Origin of the sequence: Eubacterium ramulus (assembly GCF_003122485.1) — a bacterium.
Classification (GTDB): domain Bacteria; phylum Bacillota; class Clostridia; order Lachnospirales; family Lachnospiraceae; genus Eubacterium_I; species Eubacterium_I ramulus_A.
Map to the genome: position 1 here is coordinate 37,892 of NZ_JRFU01000009.1, position 20,605 is coordinate 58,496.

The 20,605-nt window shown below is 44.3% G+C and carries 15 protein-coding genes; all 15 read left to right on the forward strand.

Going from position 1 to position 20,605, the window contains the following annotated elements:
- Nucleotides 1-3 precede the first annotated feature (3 nt).
- Nucleotides 4-1,116, forward strand: coding sequence for a DUF3048 domain-containing protein (locus LG34_RS00910; RefSeq protein WP_109214444.1), 1,113 nt, complete (start codon nucleotides 4-6; stop codon nucleotides 1,114-1,116).
- 47 nt (nucleotides 1,117-1,163) lie between these two features.
- Nucleotides 1,164-2,822, forward strand: a complete 1,659-nt coding sequence (locus LG34_RS00915; protein WP_109214445.1) for a putative polysaccharide biosynthesis protein — start codon at nucleotides 1,164-1,166, stop codon at nucleotides 2,820-2,822.
- A gap of 127 nt (nucleotides 2,823-2,949) precedes the next feature.
- The gene (locus LG34_RS00920) at nucleotides 2,950-3,378 is read left to right on the forward strand and encodes a hypothetical protein (protein WP_109214446.1); all 429 of its coding nucleotides are present in this window, start codon (nucleotides 2,950-2,952) and stop codon (nucleotides 3,376-3,378) included.
- 87 nt (nucleotides 3,379-3,465) lie between these two features.
- On the forward strand, nucleotides 3,466-4,353 hold the full coding sequence (locus LG34_RS00925) for a DUF308 domain-containing protein (protein WP_181369243.1): 888 nt from the start codon (nucleotides 3,466-3,468) through the stop codon (nucleotides 4,351-4,353).
- 12 nt (nucleotides 4,354-4,365) lie between these two features.
- Nucleotides 4,366-5,607, forward strand: a complete 1,242-nt coding sequence (locus LG34_RS00930; protein ID WP_109214448.1) for an aminoacetone oxidase family FAD-binding enzyme — start codon at nucleotides 4,366-4,368, stop codon at nucleotides 5,605-5,607.
- Between the two features lie 113 nt (nucleotides 5,608-5,720).
- Nucleotides 5,721-7,316, forward strand: coding sequence for an NAD(P)/FAD-dependent oxidoreductase (locus tag LG34_RS00935; RefSeq protein ID WP_109214449.1), 1,596 nt, complete (start codon nucleotides 5,721-5,723; stop codon nucleotides 7,314-7,316).
- On the forward strand, nucleotides 7,317-9,974 hold the full coding sequence (mutS, locus tag LG34_RS00940) for a DNA mismatch repair protein MutS (protein WP_242979761.1): 2,658 nt from the start codon (nucleotides 7,317-7,319) through the stop codon (nucleotides 9,972-9,974). It abuts the gene before it with no gap.
- 9 nt (nucleotides 9,975-9,983) lie between these two features.
- The gene (gene mutL, locus LG34_RS00945; RefSeq protein WP_109214450.1) at nucleotides 9,984-12,191 is read left to right on the forward strand and encodes a DNA mismatch repair endonuclease MutL; all 2,208 of its coding nucleotides are present in this window, start codon (nucleotides 9,984-9,986) and stop codon (nucleotides 12,189-12,191) included.
- A 14-nt stretch (nucleotides 12,192-12,205) separates the two neighbouring features.
- Nucleotides 12,206-13,159 (forward strand): tRNA (adenosine(37)-N6)-dimethylallyltransferase MiaA, encoded by a 954-nt coding sequence (miaA, locus tag LG34_RS00950; RefSeq protein ID WP_109214451.1) that lies wholly within the window; start codon nucleotides 12,206-12,208, stop codon nucleotides 13,157-13,159.
- On the forward strand, nucleotides 13,156-14,475 hold the full coding sequence (locus LG34_RS00955; RefSeq protein ID WP_330427472.1) for an aminotransferase class I/II-fold pyridoxal phosphate-dependent enzyme: 1,320 nt from the start codon (nucleotides 13,156-13,158) through the stop codon (nucleotides 14,473-14,475). Before miaA ends, LG34_RS00955 begins: the two co-directional genes overlap by 4 nt.
- Before the next feature lie 122 nt (nucleotides 14,476-14,597).
- The gene (radC, locus tag LG34_RS00960) at nucleotides 14,598-15,305 is read left to right on the forward strand and encodes a RadC family protein (protein ID WP_109214453.1); all 708 of its coding nucleotides are present in this window, start codon (nucleotides 14,598-14,600) and stop codon (nucleotides 15,303-15,305) included.
- Nucleotides 15,305-16,318, forward strand: a complete 1,014-nt coding sequence (locus tag LG34_RS00965) for a rod shape-determining protein (RefSeq protein ID WP_109214454.1) — start codon at nucleotides 15,305-15,307, stop codon at nucleotides 16,316-16,318. Before radC ends, LG34_RS00965 begins: the two co-directional genes overlap by 1 nt.
- 12 nt (nucleotides 16,319-16,330) lie before the next feature.
- The gene (gene mreC, locus LG34_RS00970) at nucleotides 16,331-17,206 is read left to right on the forward strand and encodes a rod shape-determining protein MreC (RefSeq protein WP_109214455.1); all 876 of its coding nucleotides are present in this window, start codon (nucleotides 16,331-16,333) and stop codon (nucleotides 17,204-17,206) included.
- Between the two features lie 3 nt (nucleotides 17,207-17,209).
- A complete protein-coding gene (gene mreD, locus LG34_RS00975; protein WP_109214456.1) occupies nucleotides 17,210-17,728 on the forward strand; it encodes a rod shape-determining protein MreD in 519 nt (172 codons plus the stop codon).
- Nucleotides 17,721-20,546, forward strand: a complete 2,826-nt coding sequence (locus tag LG34_RS00980; protein ID WP_242979762.1) for a penicillin-binding transpeptidase domain-containing protein — start codon at nucleotides 17,721-17,723, stop codon at nucleotides 20,544-20,546. The genes mreD and LG34_RS00980 overlap by 8 nt, the downstream gene beginning before the upstream one ends.
- Nucleotides 20,547-20,605: the final 59 nt, after the last annotated feature.

Below are 20,605 nucleotides of genomic sequence, written 5' to 3' on the forward strand. Positions count from 1 at the left end.
ATTATGAAGAAAGCATTTGTATGGGTAATGATGGGGATTCTGGCAGTGTCAATGCTGGCAGGCTGCGGAAAGAAAGAGACTGAGCCTGTGATCTCTCAGCCGGTGGAAGAATCTGTAGCTGAGCCGGAACCGGAACCGGAGGAGCCGAAAACTCCGGAAGGAATGGCACGCAGTTATCTGACCGGAGAATGGATCGATGAGAACATTGCAGCGCAGCGGCCGGTGGCAGTCATGCTTGGTAATACGAAGATCGCTACGCCACAATATGGCATTACAGATGCAGATGTGATCTATGAGTCTGCTGTAGAAGGTCAGGAGACACGTCTGATGGGCATTTTTCAGGATTATGCGAATCTGGAAAAAGTAATGTCCATTCGAAGCTGCCGTCATTATTATGTACACTGGGCACTGGAGTTTGATGCAATCTATGCCCATTATGGACAGGCAAAATATGCGGTAGAGCTGTTGTCACAGGATTATGTCAACAATCTGTCCGGTCTGGACGGAAGTCTGGAAGGAACGATGTACAAACGTGATTCCGGCAGAAAGGCACCGCACAATGCCTATACGACCGGAGAAGGCATTGTAGCCGGAATCCAGACCAAGGGATATGAGACAAAACATGCTTCTGATTATACCGGACATTATAAATTTAATGAAGATGACAGTACACAGATCGAGCTGACAAACGGACAGGATGCGGCAGTGATTGCACCGGGATATCTGGTAAATAAACCATGGTTTGTGTATGACAGTGAGACTGGTCTGTACAAACGTTTCCAGAACGGGGAAGCACAGACAGATGGCAATAACGGTGAACAGGTTGCTGTAAAAAATGTGATCATTCAGATCTGCGGCTGGAGTCGTATGAGCAATGATGACGAATATCTGGATATGGAGACTATGGCAGGCGGAAATGGTTATTATATTACAAATGGAAAAGCGATTCCGGTTACCTGGTCCAAAGATTCCCTTCAGGCTCCGACCAGATATTTTGATGCGGATGGAAATGAAATTACATTAAATCAGGGAAAAACATGGGTATGTGTGACAGAAGATACCTATGCAGATAAGATCGCTTTCTATGCAAGCGAAGAAGAGTATGCAGATCGATAAGCTACTTAAAAACCAATACTGCCCCTGGCAGGAGAAGAGGTTACTAAATGAGTAAGAAGAAAAATGATACAAGTTTTTTGGTGCAGGGATCGATCCTTGCCATAGCATCGCTGGTCAGCAGGGTAATCGGTCTGGTGTACCGTATTCCACTGACTGCGATCATCGGAGATCACGGAAATGATTATTACAGTTGTGCGTATGAGATCTACAGTCTGTTGCTGCTGATCTCATCCTATAGTCTGCCGATGGCGGTTTCCAAGATGGTTTCTGCACGTATTTCAAACGGTGAACGGCAGAATGCCTACCGTGTATTCAAGGGCGCCATGCTGTTTGCTGCTATTACAGGAACAATTGCCTGTGTGATCGTATTTTTCGGTGCGGAAGAACTGACACGGCTGTTTCAGACGCCGCTGGGTGTATATGCCCTGCAGGTACTGGCACCAACGCTGATCATCGTTGCGGTATTAGGTGTATTCCGTGGATTTTTCCAGGGAATGGGAACGATGATTCCAAGTGCTGTTTCACAGATTATTGAACAGATCGTGAATGCGGTTGTCAGTGTAGGTGCAGCGTATGTGCTGTTTGCTTACGGAAAAAGAATCGCAACGGTTCTTGGAAGTAAAGAACATTATGACGCGGCTTATGGTGCGGCCGGCGGAACACTGGGCACCAGTGCCGGCGCGTTTTTCGGATTAGTATTTATCCTTTTTGTATTTTCTATGTTTATGCCAAAATACAAAAAAGCGATGAAGCGTGAGCGAAAGATCGGACACAAAGAGCCGGAATCTTACCGCAATATTTTCCGTATTCTGATCGGAACCATTGTACCGGTACTTTTAAGTACAACCATTTACAATCTGGTTTCCATCGTGGATCAGTGGCTGTTTAAAAACATTGCAACGATGCAGGGATATTCTGCAACGAATGTATCTGAATGGTGGGGTATTTTCTCCGGAAAATACCGTGTTCTGACCAATGTGCCGATTTCAATCTCTACGGCGTTGGCAGCTTCCTGTGTTCCGGCACTGGCAGCAGCTTTCGCTCAGAAAGATGATGCGCAGGTTCGCTCAAAAATCGGTATGTCCATGCGTTTTATCATGGTGGTTGCAATGCCGTGTACCGCAGGCATTATGGTGCTGGCAGATCCGATCATTCAGCTTTTGTTCCCGGGGTCAAGTGCTTTGGCAGGACATTTGCTGCAGGCAGGTGGAATCAGTGTTATTTTCTATTCTATTTCCACATTGTCTAATGCAGTATTACAGGGCATTGACCAGATGCATGTTCCGGTTCGTAATGCATCCATTGCACTGGTGCTTCATGCAGGTGTGATCGCTGTGGCAATGTTTGGCTTTGATCTGAAAATCTATGGTATCTGTATCGGAACCATTGCATTTTCACTGATCATGTGCATTTTGAATGGATTGTCGGTACGAAAACATTCTGGCTTTAAACCGAATGTAGCCAAGACTTTTGTAAAACCGGCGATTGCATCCGTGATCATGGGTGTTGTGGTATATGCAGCATATTTTGTGGTGCATAAAGCATTACACAGCAATGCAATCGGAGTGGTTGTGGCTGTTCTGGTTGGTATGATCGTATATGCGGCAGCATTGTTACTGATCAAGGGACTGACTGAAGAAGAACTGCATAGCTTCCCGAAGGGTGAGCTGATTATCTGGATTGCAAAGAAGTTCCATTTATTATAAAATAATTGGCAAGAATGATTTCATTGAAATCCATATAAGTTTATTGCTTATGGGTTTTTATGTATAAAAGCTTAAATTGAATAAAAAAAGAAGAAATGTGAATACTACGAAAAAAGGAGTTTTATTTATGATGAAACAGACACGTATGATTCGCATTTCTTTTTTTATTGTAACAGCGCTGATCATCGGTGCTTTCTGGGGCGGATTTTATTTTGGCGGAAGCTTAAGCGGCAACGCGGATTCCGGAATACAGATCGCATCGGTGGAAGATCAGGCACAGGAAGCTGCCAATGAAAATGCGGATGGAAAAAAAGAAAACACTGTGGCAAAACAGGAGACTGTGGAGAGTATGAAGGCACTTTCCGAGGAAAAATATTACCTGAAGGCATCTGGAGAATATTTATCTGTTTATTTTTCAGATACAGACCGTCTGTATTTTGAGACAAGCCTGAAAGTGAGTGATCTGCCGGAAAAACTGCGAAAAAATGCGATCAATGGAATCAAGTTTACCAGTCTTGAGAATCTGTATAGTTTTCTTGAAAATTATTCGAGTTAAACGGGTTCCAAAAAGTAAAAGCTTGTGCTATACTGAACAAAAGTGGGTCATCAGGCAGATTGCCTGATGGATACGGAGGAAAAAAGTATGGCAAGAGAAAATAAATTAAAAAAGGCAAGTCTGGGAACCAGATTTATGATTGGAATAGCCGTGATCTATCTGCTTTTTGGACTGGCAATGCTCTTTGTTCCGCAGTTTCAGGAACGCTATATTATTTATATTGCAGGACTGATCTTTCTGATCTGTGGTGTGATCATGATCGTGAAATATTTTATGGCAGCAAGCTATAATGATCTGGGGAATTATGGATTTTCCGGCGGTGTATTGTGTATTTTGCTTGGTATCTGCCTGTTGGTTCGTACACAGCAGATCGCAGGTTATCTGCCATTGTTTTTAGGTGTTTGTATTCTACTGACAGCGGTGATCAAATTGCAGAATGCCGTGGATTTAAAAAGCCTCAGGAATGGAGCATGGCTTTTGTTTCTGATCATTGCCCTGGCATTTCTGGCAGCAGCAATTTTAGTCATTTTAAATCCGGACGGGAAAGTATTGCAGCACAGAGAGGTGCTGTATTACATATTGATCGCAGACGGTACGGTCAGCATCATCAGTCCGATTTATCTGATGTTTGCGATCCGTGCGGGAAAACGGGCAAAACACAGTAATCGAAGAGAAAACGGAAAAGAAACAGATTCCGTTGAAACGGAAAAATATATAACAGAAGAATCCGGGGATAAGGAAAAAGCAGAAGTTTCTGAACAGAAAAAAGAAGAAAAGAAACATACCGATACCGTATCCAAAGGAAAAATATGGAAAAAGTCAGCGAAAAAGCATGCTTCTGAAAAAGAAGATGACTGGTATTATGATGAGGAAGATTCGGTACCGTCTGTAACAGAAAAACATACAGATGAGAAGGATACCATTGACCATATTTCTGAGGAAATTCTTGGATTTTTTGAAGATGAAGATAAATAAAAGGAGTTTTGAGTGAAAGAACAGATTTATGATGTAATTGTGGTCGGCGGCGGAGCTGCCGGACTGATGGCGGCAATTTGGGCGACAAAAGAAGGAGCGCATACAGCGATTCTGGATCATCATACTGTTTCAGGAAAGAAAATACTTGCCACCGGAAACGGTAAGTGCAATTTTACGAATGAGCTGCAGGGGGAAAGCTGTTATCGAAGCGATTCTCCTGCCTTTGTATTGCATATCCTGAAGCAATTTTCCGAAAAGGATACCGTTGCATTTTTTGAGGAACTTGGTGTTCTCTCCAAGAGTCGTCAGGGTTACCTCTATCCGCGCAGCGGACAGGCGGCAACCATACGGAATGCTCTGCTTAGTCAGGCAGAACAACTTGGAATTGTGATTTTTCAGGAGATTGGAATCCGAAAAATTCAGCGAAAAGAGAATGGTTTTGTATTTGATACGAAAAATGGTACATTTCAGGCGAAAAGCTGTATTCTTGCCACTGGCGGAAAAGCTGCACCGAAGACGGGAAGTGACGGAAGCGGCTATATTTATGCAAAATCTTTTGGACATCAGATCGAGACACCATTGCCGGCATTGACGGCGTTGTATGCGGATGCCAAGTGGTTAAAGCAGACCAGTGGTGTCCGGGCAGATGCGACAGTATCATTATTTGTAGAGAACCAATGCGTGGCAGAAGATACCGGGGAAGTACAGTTTGCGGATTATGGTATTTCCGGTATTCCGGTTTTTCAGGTGAGCCGCTATGCATCTATTGCGCTGGCGCAGAGGCAGAGTGTGCGGGCAGAGCTTGATTTTATCCCGGATTATCCGGCAGAACAGATCGAAGTATTTTTGAGTAAGCAGATTGCAAATGCATCAGTGCATGAGAGCTGGCAGCAGTTGTTGTCCGGAATTGTCAATGAAAAACTGGCAGGTATGCTCTGTGCGGGACTGCATGCCAAGCATGTGTCAGATATTCCCGAGAAACGGCGGCCGGCAGCGATAAAAAAATTAATGCAGGCACTAAAGCGAACGACACTTACGATCACTGATACCAGAGGTTTTGACTTTGCGCAGGTGACCTGTGGCGGAGTCCCATTAAATGAACTGACGGAGGAAATGGAATCCCGTCTGGTTTCGGGGCTTTATTTTGCTGGTGAGGTCGTGAACGTGGATGGCATCTGCGGTGGCTACAACCTGCAGTGGGCGTGGTCCAGCGGAACGGTGGCAGGAAAAAATGCCGCAAAGCAGGCAGGATAAGAGCAAGTAGATTAAAAGAATGGGTTTATAAAAACAGAAAACAGGAATGGTTATTAATTTTGGCGCTGAGCAAGCAGAAACAATAACCAGAAGAATACAAATTGGAGAACAATATGAAGAAAGTAATTCGTGTATCGCAGATTTCGGTACCGTTGGCACATACAAAGGAGCAGATTTTGAAAAAAGCATGTGCGCTGTCTCAGATCCCGGCGAAAAAAGTGCTGGATATGCAGATCATCAAGCAGTCTGTGGATGCCAGAAAGAAAGATGCCCTGTCTTATACATATACGGTTCATCTGGTAGTGGACGAGCATCAGAAGGTGAAGAAGAATCCGGCGCATGTGCAGGAAGTACATCCGGTGAAGTACCAGATTCCGGCAAAACCGGAGAATGCTTCGGACATTAAGGCTGCAGTCATCGGTGCAGGTCCGGCGGGACTTTTTGCAGCGTATGAACTGGCACAGTGCGGGTTGTGTCCGCAGGTGTATGAGCGTGGAAAAGCGGTAGAAGAGCGTCAGCAGGATGTGGAAACCTACTGGTCAGAAGGCAGTTTAAATCCGGAATCCAATGTACAGTTTGGCGAAGGCGGAGCCGGTACCTTTTCCGATGGAAAATTAAATACTTTGGTAAAAGATAAATTTGGGCGGAGCCGCTATGTGCTGGAGACCTTTGTAAAATTTGGCGCACCGGAGGATATTTTATATGTGGCAAAACCACATGTGGGAACGGATGTGCTTCGAAACGTAGTAACCCAGATGCGGCAGGAAATCATCCGGCTTGGTGGAACCTTTCATTTTTCTTCCAAAGTAACGGATCTTCGCATGAAAGACGGAAACATGTGTGCGATTGAGATCAACGGACAGGAATGGCATGAGGTTTCGCATCTGGTACTGGCGATCGGACACAGTGCAAGAGATACGTTTGAAATGCTTTACGAGCGCCAGATCCCGATGGCAGCAAAATCTTTTGCTGTCGGTATGCGTGTGGAACATCCGCAGGAGATGATCAATCACAGTCAGTATGGTACAGATGCGGATATGAGCCTGCTGCCAACCGCGACATATAAGCTGACACATCAGGCATCAAACGGTCGTGGTGTGTATTCTTTCTGTATGTGTCCGGGTGGTTTTGTAGTTAATGCGTCATCTGAGCCGCAGCGACTGGCAGTGAACGGTATGAGTTATCGGAAGCGGGACAGTCACAATGCAAACAGTGCGATCATTGTTTCGGTGACTCCGGAGGATTATCCGGATGGCAGTCATCCATTGTCCGGCGTTGCTTTTCAGAGAGACTTAGAGGAAAAAGCATGGAATCTGGCAAAAGGTAAAGTGCCGCAGCAGTTATTCGGTGATTTTGAGCAGGGAAAGGTAAGCACAGGTTATGGCAGTTTTGAGAGCTGTGTAAAAGGACAGCATGATTTTGCCAACTTAAGAGAAATTTTTCCGGAAGCTTTAAATGAAGCTTTTTGTGAGGGCATGCATGCCTACGGCAGAAAAATTGTCGGTTTTGATCGGGCAGACTGCATTTTATCCGGTGTGGAAAGCCGGACGTCATCACCGGTGCGTATTCACCGGGATGAGACCTTTCAGAGTGAAATCCGTGGGCTCTATCCTTGCGGGGAAGGTGCCGGTTATGCAGGAGGCATTATGTCTGCTGCCATGGATGGCTTGAAAGTTGCGGAAGCGATATTACAGCAGGAGATGAAATAAATGGAGATAAATATAGAAGAACTGACTCCTATGATGCAAAAGTACATGGAGACAAAGCAGGAATACAAAGACTGTATTCTGTTTTACCGTTTGGGAGATTTCTATGAGATGTTTTTTGAGGATGCCCTGACTGCATCCAGAGAATTAGAGATTACCCTGACCGGAAAAAGCTGCGGATTAAAAGAGCGTGCGCCAATGTGTGGCGTTCCTTTTCATGCAGTAGAAGGATATCTGAATAAGCTGGTATCCAAAGGCTATAAAGTTGCCATCTGTGAGCAGGTGGAAGATCCGAAACAGGCTAAGGGACTGGTAAAACGTGAAGTGACACGAATTGTCACACCGGGCACCAATCTGGATACGTATGCCTTGGATGAGACAAAAAATAACTACATTATGTGTATCGTTTATGTAGATAACAAATACGGCGTGTCTGTGGCGGACGTTACGACAGGTGCTTATTTTGTGACGGAACTGGATTCTGAACGAAAACTTCTGGATGAGATCAGCAAATATATGCCGTCTGAGATTATTTCAAATGAAGCATTTTTTATGAGTGGCATTGATCTGGCGGATCTGCGTCATCGTCTGGGCATCACGATCTATTCTCTGGAATCCTGGTATTTTGGAGATGATCTGGCAGCAACGACGTTAAAAGAGCATTTCCATGTGGCATCTTTGGACGGTCTTGGATTAGGGGATTATAACTGTGGCGTGATCGCTGCCGGTTCCCTTTTAAAATATCTGTATGAAACCCAGAAAACCACACTGGATCATATGACAACCATTGAACCATATTCTACCGGAAAATTCATGGTGCTTGACAGTTCCACAAGACGAAATCTGGAACTGGTAGAGACACTGCGTGAAAAACAGAAACGTGGTTCCCTGCTCTGGGTATTAGATAAGACTAAAACTGCTATGGGTGCGCGAACCCTGCGTTCCTATCTGGAGCAGCCGCTGATCGATAAAAAAAAGATCGAAGCCCGACTGGATATGGTAGAAGAACTGAAAAATAACATGATTTGCCGGGAAGAACTGCGGGAATACTTAAATCCTATCTATGATCTGGAACGCCTGATCAGCCGCGTGGTTTATCAGACTGCCAATCCAAGAGATCTGATTGCGTTTCGTTCCTCTCTGGAAATGCTGCCTGCCATCAAGACATTATTGCAGGATCTGAGCAGTCCGTTAGTGAGGGAACTGGATGAACAGTTAGATCCGCTGACAGATATCTGTACATTGATCACAGAATCTATTGAGGATGAACCGCCAATCTCCATCCGGGAAGGCGGCATGATCAAGACCGGTTATGACGAGCAGGTGGATCATCTGCGTAATGCGAAAACAGAAGGAAAAACCTGGCTTGCCAAGATTGAAGAAGAAGAACGGGAAAAGACCGGTATCAAAAATCTTCGTATCAAATATAACAAAGTATTCGGATATTATTTAGAGGTAACAAATTCTTACAAAGATCTGGTGCCGGAATATTATACACGAAAACAGACACTGACCAATGCAGAGCGTTACATCACACCGGAGTTAAAAGAACTGGAAGAAACCATTCTTGGTGCAGAGGACAAACTGACAGCGTTAGAGTATGAGATTTTCTGCAAGGTGCGTAACCAGATTGCAGAACAGGTGGTTCGAATCCAGCATACAGCAAAAGCCATTGCCGGTCTGGATGTGTTTGCTTCTCTGGCACTGGTTGCGGAGCAGAATAATTATGTGCGTCCGAAGATGAATGAAAAAGGAATTTTGGAGATCAAGAGCGGACGTCATCCGGTGGTGGAAAAAATGATCACCAACGATATGTTTATTGAAAATGATACCTATCTGGATAATAAAAATAACCGGATCGCCATTATCACCGGACCGAACATGGCAGGAAAATCCACCTATATGCGACAGAATGCCCTGATCGTTCTGATGGCGCAGGTCGGAAGCTTTGTCCCGGCACAGAGTGCCAATATCGGTATCGTGGATCGTATTTTTACCCGTGTGGGTGCATCGGATGATCTGGCTTCCGGACAGAGTACGTTCATGGTAGAGATGAATGAGGTTGCCAATATTTTACGGAATGCCACCAGCAGCAGTCTGCTGATCCTGGATGAGATCGGACGTGGAACAAGTACCATTGACGGACTTTCCATTGCGTGGGCAGTCGTTGAATATATTAGTAATCCGAAGATTTTGGGTGCAAAGACTTTGTTCGCAACACATTATCACGAACTGACAGAACTGGAAGGAAAACTTTCCAATGTCAATAATTATTGTATCGCGGTCAAGGAAAAAGGCGATGATATCGTATTTTTGCGAAAGATCGTATCCGGTGGAGCAGACCGAAGCTATGGTATTCAGGTCGCTAAGCTGGCAGGCGTTCCGGATCCGGTCATCGAGCGGGCAAAAGTCATCTGTGAGGAGTTAGAGCGGGCAAATATGAGCAATCTGGCAGCAAATCTGCCGGAAATTCCGTCACAGCATAAGGCAAAAACCAAAAAGCCGGATGATGTGGATCTGGCACAGATGTCCTTGTTTGATACGGTTAAGGACGATGATATTATTGAGGAGATCCGTGAGATCAACCTGACCAATATGACACCATTTGAAGCGATGAGCAAATTGTATGAAATCCAGAATAAGATTAAAAATCGCTGGTAGGAGGCACGTATGCCACAGATAGAAGTATTAGATGAACAGACCATAGATAAAATTGCGGCGGGAGAGGTGGTAGAGCGCCCTTCTTCCGTAGTTAAAGAGCTTGTGGAAAATGCCATTGATGCGAAAGCATCGGCAGTGACGGTGGAGATCAAAGATGGTGGAACGTCACTGATCCGTATCACGGATAACGGATGTGGTATTGATGCGGCACAGATTCCTATTGCATTTTACCGTCATTCCACCAGCAAGATCCGTAAAGTGGAAGACCTTGTAACGATTTCCTCTCTGGGATTCCGTGGTGAGGCACTTTCCAGTATTGCGGCGGTTGCACAGGTGGAACTGATCACCAAGACACCGGAGCAGTTTACCGGAAGCCGTTATCTGATCGAAGGCGGTAAAGAGATTTCTTTAGAGGAGATCGGAGCACCGAACGGAACGACGTTTCTGGTAAAAAATCTGTTTTACAATACTCCGGTGCGCCGGAAATTTTTGAAATCCAATCAGACAGAGGCTGGCTATGTCAATGATCTGATGGAGCGAATAGCACTTTCCCATCCGGATGTGTCCTTCAAATTTATCAACAACGGGCAGATTCGTCTGCATACATCCGGAAACGGACAGTTAAAGGATATTATCTATCATATTTATGGCAGAGATATCGCTGCCAATTTATTGGAAGTTCAGGCAGATTATCCGGGATTTTCCGTGGAAGGCTATATCGGAAAACCGATCATTGCCAGAGGAAACCGAAATTTTGAAAGTTATTTTATTAACGGACGTTATATCAAGAGTAGTCTGATCGCGAAATCCTTAGAGGATGGCTACCGCGGTTTTATGATGCAGCATAAATATCCGTTTACGGTACTGACCATTTCACTGGATGGTACGCTGGTGGACGTGAATGTCCATCCAAACAAAATGGAAATGCGTTTTTCCAATGGGGAAGAAATGTATCATCAGCTGGTTGCACTGATTTCGGAGCGCCTGCGAGAGAGTGAACTGATTCCAAAAGTGGCAGTAAAGGAAGAGCGAAAAGAAGAAAAGCGTCCGGTTCAGGCGGCAGGTGCGGTTCCGGAACCATTTGAGACGAAACGTCTGGAAAAACTGCGGGCTACCATTGCAAAAGACAGTCCTTATGAGCGTAAATATCCGGAGCGGGAGCGAAAGATCCCGGTATCGGTAAATACACAAAATACTCAGAATCAGGCAGAGGGCTTAAAAGAGGAACCTGGAGAAAAAACAGGAGAATCTGTTGGAGCAGAAAAAAACGCAAACGTGAATCTTCCAGAAAATGAGAAGAATATTGCTGCGAATATTGCAGGAAAAGACGATACTGTTACTATCGAACAGAAAGTTCCAGTAATTGGAATGGGCGAAATGCAACAGGTAGCAGTAGCAACAGAAAATTTACAGCAGAAAGATACATTAATTGCTGAAACGGGAACAGTGGAAGTCGGCAATGGATCTGTTTACACAGAAAAAACGGATTCTGTTGTTTATGAAACAAAAACACAGGAGCCAGTTATGGAACAGGCAGTGCAGCAGACATTATATGATCTGGCAGAACAGCGTGAACACAGTGATGCGGTACGGGAAGATTCTGTGCGTGAGGAGTTGAAATTGCTTTCCAAAGAAGCACGTCCACAGCATCGGATCATCGGACAACTGTTTGACACGTATTGGCTGGTGGAGTTTCAGGATCAGTTTTATATGATCGATCAGCATGCCGCACATGAAAAAGTGCTGTTTGAGCAGACCATGAAGGCATACCACAGCAAAGAATTTACGTCTCAGATGGTAAGCCCGCCGATCATTTTATCCCTGACGATGCAGGAAGAAATTTTATTAAAGAAATTTTTACCGGAATTTACGAAACTGGGATATGAGATTTCGCCGTTTGGCGGAAAGGAATATGCGGTAACGGCAATTCCGGGCAATCTGTATGGGTTAAACGGACAGAGTCTGCTGTTGGAACTGATGGACAGCTTAAGTTCCATGTCGGTGAAAGATACGCCGGAATTGGTAGTAGAAAAAATTGCAAGTATGTCCTGCAAAGCTGCCGTTAAAGGCAATCAGAAGTTATCCAGACCGGAGATCGAACATCTGATCGATGAACTGCTGACACTGGATAATCCTTATTTTTGCCCGCATGGACGACCGGTTATCGTTGCCATGAGTAAATATGAGATAGAAAAGAAATTTAAGCGTATTGTTTAAAGGAAGATAGATAGATGAAGACAGAAAAACAACCATTATTAATTTTAACCGGACCGACTGCTGTCGGAAAAACAGATCTGTCCATTGCACTGGCAAAAAGAATTAACGGTGCCGTGATCTCCGCAGATTCCATGCAGGTATATCGCGGGATGGATATTGGTTCTGCCAAGGTCATGCCGGAGGAAATGCAGGGCGTAGACCATTATCTGATCGATGTGCTGGATCCGGAGGATGAATTTCATGTGGTTCGTTTTCAGGAGATGGCAAAAGCTGCCTTAAAAGAGATCTATGCGAAAGGGCAGATTCCGATCGTGGCAGGCGGAACCGGATTTTACATTCAGGCGCTGCTGTACGATATTGATTTTACGGAACAGGAGGAAGATACCGCACTTCGGGAGCATTATGCGCAGATCGCAAAAGAGCAGGGAAATGAAGTGCTGCATGAGATGCTGAAAAAAGTAGATCCGGCTTCAGCAGCGATCATTCATGCAAATAATGTGAAACGTACGATCCGGGCACTGGAATATTTTGAAAAAACCGGAGAACCGATCTCCAAACACAATGAGCAGGAGCGGGCGAAAGAATCGCCGTATGATTTCCGTTATTTTGTGTTGAACGATGATCGAGCACATTTATATGAACGGATCGACCGCAGGGTAGATCTGATGCTGGAGCACGGACTGGTGGAGGAAGTAAAACGGCTGCGTGCAAAGGGGTATCACAAAGGCATGGTATCCATGCAGGGACTTGGCTACAAGGAGATTCTTTCCTGGCTGGATGGAGAGATCAGCTATGAGGAAGCCATTTATTTACTGAAACGGGATACCAGACATTTTGCAAAACGCCAGCTTACGTGGTTTCGCCGGGAGCGGGATGTGATCTGGCTGAATAAACCGGACTATGATTATGACGATTCCAAAATATTGGAAGCGATTTTAAATGAGATAAAAGCTGGAGGATGGCTATGACAGAAGAATTAATTGAGAATAAGTATATTGAGATGGGAATTTCCAAAGAGGTTTATGAATTTGGAAAAGAAATCGAACAGGGATTAAAAGAACGTTTTGACCGTATCGATCAGACGACAGAATATAATCAGATGAAAGTCATTGATGCGATGCAGAAATGCAGAGTCAGTGCAGAGTGTTTTCAGGCAACCAGCGGATACGGCTACAATGATATTGGACGTGATACGCTGGAAGAAGTATATGCGGAGTGTTTTCATGGAGAAGCTGCGCTGGTACGCCCACAGATCACCTGTGGTACCCATGCGCTTGCACTGGCACTGATGTCTAATCTTCGTCCGGGCGACGAGCTGCTTTCACCGGTTGGTAAACCTTATGATACCTTAGAGGAAGTTATCGGAATCCGCCCGTCCAAAGGTTCACTGGCAGAGTATGGCATTACTTATCGCCAGGTAGATCTGTTAAACAACCGGGATTTTGATTTTGAGGGCATTCGTGCTGCAATCAATGAACGCACAAAACTGGTAACCATTCAGCGTTCCAAAGGATATGAGACACGTCCGACACTTTCCATTGCACGGATCAAAGAACTGATCTCCTTTGTAAAATCTATCAAACCGGATGTGATCTGTATGGTAGATAACTGTTACGGAGAATTTGTAGAGGAGCAGGAGCCATTGGAAGTTGGCGCTGACATGATCGTTGGTTCCCTGATCAAAAATCTTGGCGGCGGTCTGGCACCGATCGGCGGCTATATTGTTGGTAAAAAGGAGTGCGTGGACAATGCGGCTTATCGTCTGACTTCTCCGGGACTTGGAAAAGAAGTCGGAGCTTCTTTAGGTGTGATCCAGAGCTTTTATCAGGGACTGTTTCAGGCACCGACCGTTGTGTCCGGCGCATTAAAAGGAGCAATCTTTGCGGCAAATATTTTTGAAAAAATCGGATTTCCGGTCATCCCAAACAGCACCGAATCCCGCCACGATATCATTCAGGCAGTAACATTTGGCTGCCCGGAAGGTGTGATCGCATTCTGTCAGGGCATTCAGGCAGCAGCACCGGTGGATTCCTATGTAACACCGGAGCCTTGGGATATGCCGGGCTATGACAGTCAGGTCATCATGGCAGCAGGCGCTTTTGTACAGGGTTCTTCCATTGAACTGAGTGCGGACGGTCCGATCAAACCGCCGTATGCGGTATATTTTCAGGGCGGACTGACCTGGTATCATGCAAAACTTGGCATCCTGATGGCATTACAGAAACTGATGGATGCAGGAATTGTGACAAAAGATTTTACAGCTGCAAATGTGAAAGATCTGTAAGGCGTTCTTCATAAAAATTTAAGAGAAATGCAAAAAAATGTTCTCATTTTTCCGGTATACACGAAAAAAAAAATATGCTATGATTATACAGACTGCATAGAGAGAGTAGAAAAGAGAATTTTATGCAGAAAAATATGACAGTAAAAGAGTTACCGGATCAGGAACGACCGTATGAAAAATGTCTGGCGTATGGAGCCGGCGCACTGTCCGATGCAGAGCTGATCAGCGTGATCATCCGCACCGGAAGTCAGGGGGAACGAAGCATCGATCTGGCAAACCGCATTTTAAATGCGGGACCGGATGGACTGCTGAACCTTTTGCGCCTGGACGTGGAACGTCTGACACAGATCCGTGGGATTGGAAATGTCAAAGCAATTCAGTTAAAATGTATCGGTGAGCTGGCAAAGCGTATTGCATCGACAAGCCGCCGGGAACAGATCACTCTGCAGTCTGCCAGGAGCATTGCAGAGTATTTTATGGAACAGCTAAGACATGAACCGCAGGAGCATCTGATGCTGGCAATGTTTGATAACAAAAGCATGCTGATCGGAGAAAAGCTTCTGTCCACCGGGACGAGTAATGCGGCACTGATCTCTGCCAGGGATATTTACCGGACAGCGCTGCAGTATCAGGCAGCGTACGTTGTGGTGTTACATAATCATCCCAGTGGCAATCCGGAACCAAGCCGGGAAGATATTCTGGTGACCCGAAAGATAAAAGCGTGTGGCGAATTACTGGATATTTTACTTATGGACCATATCATTATCGGAGATAACCGATATTTCAGCTTTCGTGAGCAGGATATTCTATTTGAGAAAGGGAGAGACTAATGGCAAACATATACGGAATTGACCTTGGAACCTGTAATCTGAAGATTTTCAGCAAACACAGCAACAAGATCATCAAAGAGAAAAATACAATTGCGATCATCAACAAAAATCAGTTATATGCATATGGAAATGAAGCATATGCAATGTATGAAAAAGCACCGGAGAATATCAACGTATCATTTCCAATCACAGGCGGTGTGATCGCAGATTACAATAATATGCAGGTAATGGTACAGGAAGTACTGGAGAAAAATGTCAAGGGACACGTAAAAGGCTCTGAATTTATCATTGCTGTCCCGACTGATATTACAGAAGTAGAGAAGAAAGCATTTTATGATCTGTTTTACAAAAGCAAAATGAAACCGAAATCTGTTCTTCTCTGTGATAAACCCATCGCAGATGCCGTAGGTCTTGGACTGGATGTCAATGAGCCGACCGGTATCATGGTCGTAGATATCGGAGCAGATACCACAGAGATCTCAGTGATCTCCCTTGGCGGACTGGTTTTAAGTGATCTGCTTCATTTTGGCGGCAACCGCCTGGATGAGTCGATCATTACGCATATCAAGAAAAACTACAATCTGGTCATCGGACAGAAAACTGCCATGCAGTTAAAAGAGCACATCGGCAGCGCGCTTCCGGGTGAGGAAGGAATTTATACCATTGTAGGACTGGATGTAGTCAGCGGTCTTCCGATTGAAATGGAGATTACTGCAGATACTGTATATGAGGCGATGAAAGACAACCTCAGTTCTATCTGCAATGCAATCAAGATGATTCTGGAGAAGACTCCGCCAGAACTTGCAAAAGATATCATCCATTCCGGTATTTATCTGACCGGTGGTGGTTCCAATATCAAAGATATGGATAAACTGTTTACACAGATTACCAATATCAAGGTAAATACCTGTGAGGAGCCGGATGAGACCGTTGTCCAGGGCTTAAGTCTTGTTGTGACAAATGACAAGTTCAAACGTCTGGCTTACAGCATGCGTACAAGAATTTTTAAATAACAGAGGCATAGTATGAGGAGAAAGAAAAAAAGTAAATTTCCAGCAAAATATGTGCTGCTTATTATGACTTTACTCTGCGCTGTGATCATCGGATGCAGTTTGAAAGCATCCGAAACCGGTCCGGTATCAACGGCAGCCGGTTCTGTGATCGCTCCGATGCAGAAAGGTGTAAACAAACTGGGAAGCGCGCTGACGAATGTCAGAAATCATCTGCAGTCCAAGAAAAGTCTGGAGACTGAGAATGAGCAATTGCGCGAACAGCTTGCAGATGCACAGGCAAGTCTGAATCAGGTTCAGTTAAATCAGGAAGAACTGGACAATCTGAAAAAATTGTATCAGATGGATCAGACCTATGCAGACTATGAGAAAGTTGCGGCAAATGTGATCGGAAAAGATGCAGGAAACTGGTTTTCTGTATTCCTGATCGACCGTGGAAGCAACGACGGTATTTCCGTTGGAATGAATGTACTGGCAGACGGAGGACTTGCCGGTATTGTCACACAGGTGGGACCAAATTATGCAAAAGTCCGTTCCATCATTGATGACAACAGCAATGTCAGTGCAAAGAATCTTTCCACTTCCGATCTGTGTATTGTAAGTGGAAGTTTAAAATCAATGAACGAATCCAGTCAGATTGATTTTGATGATCTCAGAGACAAAGATGGGCAGGCAAAAGTTGGGGATCAGATTGTCACATCAAATATCAGTGATATGTTTCTGGAGGGGATTCCGATCGGATACATTACGGATATCCAGACAGATTCCAATAATCTGACCAAGTCCGGACACATTGCAACGATCGTGGATTTTGAACATCTCAGCGACGTGTTTGTTATTTTACAGACAAAAGACGTGACAGATACGACAGGTACAACAGAGGGGGAGTAGGTTATGAGGAGAAAAATTGTTTTGACAATTACGATCATCGCCTGCTTCCTTTTACAATGTACGGTGTTTAAAGCACTGTCCATTGCTTCAATCTCCCCGAATCTGCTGATCGTTGTGGTCGCATCATTTGGATTTATGAGAGGAAAAAAGGAAGGACTTTTCGTAGGATTTTTTGCAGGACTGCTGTTAGATATCATGTTTGGAACTGTGATTGGATTTTATGCGCTGATCTACATGTATATCGGATATCTGAACGGTTTCTTCAAACGGATCTTTTTCCCGGATGAAGTGAAACTGCCCCTTGCCCTGATCGCATTGAGTGATTTCTTCTGCAATATAATTATTTTCTTTACGTTATTCTGGTTCCGCGGCAGATTTTCCTTTGGCTATTATCTGCTTCACACGATCCTGCCGGAACTGGTCTATACGATGGTTGTATCCATCCTGCTTTATTTTATCCTGTTGAAGATAAATGAAAAGCTGGAAGACATTGAACGAAGGAGTGCAGCAAAATTTGGTTGATAAGATAAAAGAATGGATTGTAAAAATTGTAACTTCCAGACTGTTTGTGCTGTGGGTAGTGATACTGGCGCTGTTTGCATTTGTATTGCAGCATCTGTTTACCATGCAGATCATCAACGGTGCAGCTTATCTGAAGGATTACACATACAGCATTCAGAAAACAATTGAGATAGAGGGAACACGCGGTAATATTTATGACCGAAACGGTGTCCTTCTGGCACACAACGAATTATCTTATACCGTAACATTGGAAGATAATGGTACTTATGCAAATAACAAAGAGCGTGCAAAGCTTTTGAATGAGGAGATCAGTACGCTTATTGAAATGATTGAAAAAAACGGTGACAGCATCGTCAATGATCTGGATCTGTATATGGATCCGAGCGGGGAACTGTCTTTTAATGTAGACGGCACAGAACTTGACGGTTTCCGCCGTGATGTTTATGGCAGGAAAAAAGTTTCAGACCTGAAATTCAATGCAAAATTAGGTTATGATGAGTCAACGGCAACACCGGAGCAGATGTACGAGTATCTGGTGAATAAGTTTGCGGTAGATACAGAAACTTACGACCGGTATCGGGCATATCAGATCATGGTAGTTCGATATGCGATGTATCTGACTTCTTTCCAGAAATATATCCCGACCAACATTGCGGAGGATGTATCAGATGAGACCGTTGCGATCATCCGGGAACATGCTTCGGATCTGCAGGGTGTAGAAGTGAAGGAAGATACGAAACGTGTGTATGATTATCCGGAATATTTCTCCCATATTCTTGGTTATACCGGAAAAATTTCTGATTCTGAATACGACGATCTCTCTGCACAGGATGATTCCTACAGCAAGAGTGATATCATTGGTAAAGCGGGAATCGAACAGGTTATGGAGTTACAGCTTCAGGGAAAGAAAGGTGCCGAGACCGTTTATGTCAACAATCTTGGTAAAGTATTACAGGTAAAAGATTACAAGGATTCTTCTGCAGGAAATAACGTATATCTGTCTATTGATGCAACGCTGCAGATGGCAGTATATGATCTGTTGGAACAGGAACTTGCGGGTATCCTTAACTCCAAAATCGTAAATGCGAAAACCAGTGAAAGTTCAGAATTATATATTCCGATTTATAAAGTATACAATGCATTGATCGAAAACAGTGTAATTGACACGTCTGCCATGGCAGACGCGGCAGAGGGAACCACACAGGCATCTGTATATCAGACATTTACAAACCGAAAGACAGAGGCGCTGACAGATGTGGCGAATACGCTGCAGTCAGATACTGCCTATGAGGATCTTTCCGACGAAATGCAGGAGATGGTGACCTATGTAGTAAAAATGCTGCAGGATAAATCTGTGTTCCTGACTTCTGCCATTGACAGTTCGGATTCTGTATACAAAGATTGGAAGGACGGCAAGATTTCTGTACAGGAATATCTGCGTCATGCCATTGATTCTTCCTGGATCAATATTACAGAGTTTGATCTGAATGAGAAATATGCAGATACGGATGAAGTATATCAGCAGCTGATCTCTTATGTGACGGATAAATTTCAGAATGATAAGGCTTTCGACAAAATTGTCTATAAATATTTGATCTATAATGATAAGATTTCCGGAAGCCAGTTATGTCTGATTCTGTATGAACAGGGAATTCTGGTACAGGACGATGAGAGCATGGCATCTCTGAAAAATGGTTCCACCAGCGCTTATACGTTTCTGAAAAACAAAATTCAGAACATGGAGATCACACCGGCACAATTAGCCTTGGATCCTTGTACCGGATCCTGTGTGATCATGGATCCGAATACCGGAGAATTGCTGGCGAGTGTAAGTTATCCGGGGTATGATAACAACCGGCTGGCAAATTCTATGGATTCTGCTTACTATAACGCACTGCTTCAGGATGGTTCTCTGCCGCTGTATAATAATGCGACACAGCAGACCACAGCGCCCGGTTCTACCTTCAAGATGGTTACTGCATCTGCCGGTCTGACCGAAGGTGCTATCAGTACCGGAACAGTGATTACAGATACCGGTGTCTTTGACCGACTGGGATTAACTCTGAAATGTTGGGTATATCCGAGCAACCATGGAAGCATTACAGTTTCACAGGCGATTCGTGATTCATGTAACTATTTCTTTGCAGAGACAGCTTACCGTTTAAGTCTGAATGGAGACACGTATAATGAAGATAAAGGATTAAGCGCGATTGCGAAATATGCAACAGAATTTGGTCTTGCGGATAAGACAAATATTGAGATTCCGGAAGGTACACCAAAGATTGCAGATGAATTCCCGATTGATGCATCCATCGGACAGAGTAATCACAGCTATACGACTTCACAGCTTGCCCGCTATGTTTCTTCTATTGCAAATGAAGGTACCGTATATGATCTGACACTGTTAAATAAAGTGACAGATTCTGATGGAAATGTATTACAGACCTATACGCCGGAAGTACACAACCAGATCACAGACCTTTCTGCATCTACCTGGGAAGTACTGCACAGCGGAATGGAGATGGCAATCGGTGAACACGATCAGTTTAAGGATCTTCAGGTGAAACTGGCAGGTAAAACCGGTACTGCACAGGAAGATGAGAAACGTCCAAACCATGCGTTGTTTGTCGGCTATGCTCCGGCAGATGCTCCGCAGATTGCGATTGCAACACGTATTGCTTATGGATATGGTTCCAGCAATGCATGTGTATTTGTAGATCAGGTTATGAAGTACTATTTCAAACAAAATACGGAAGAAGAACTTCTGAATGGAAAAGCAACCAACGTAGGGACATCTTCGAACAGCTTTGGCGATTAGAAAATCAAAGGTGAGAGAAGCCGATGAAAAATCACATTACAAAAGATAACAGACAAATA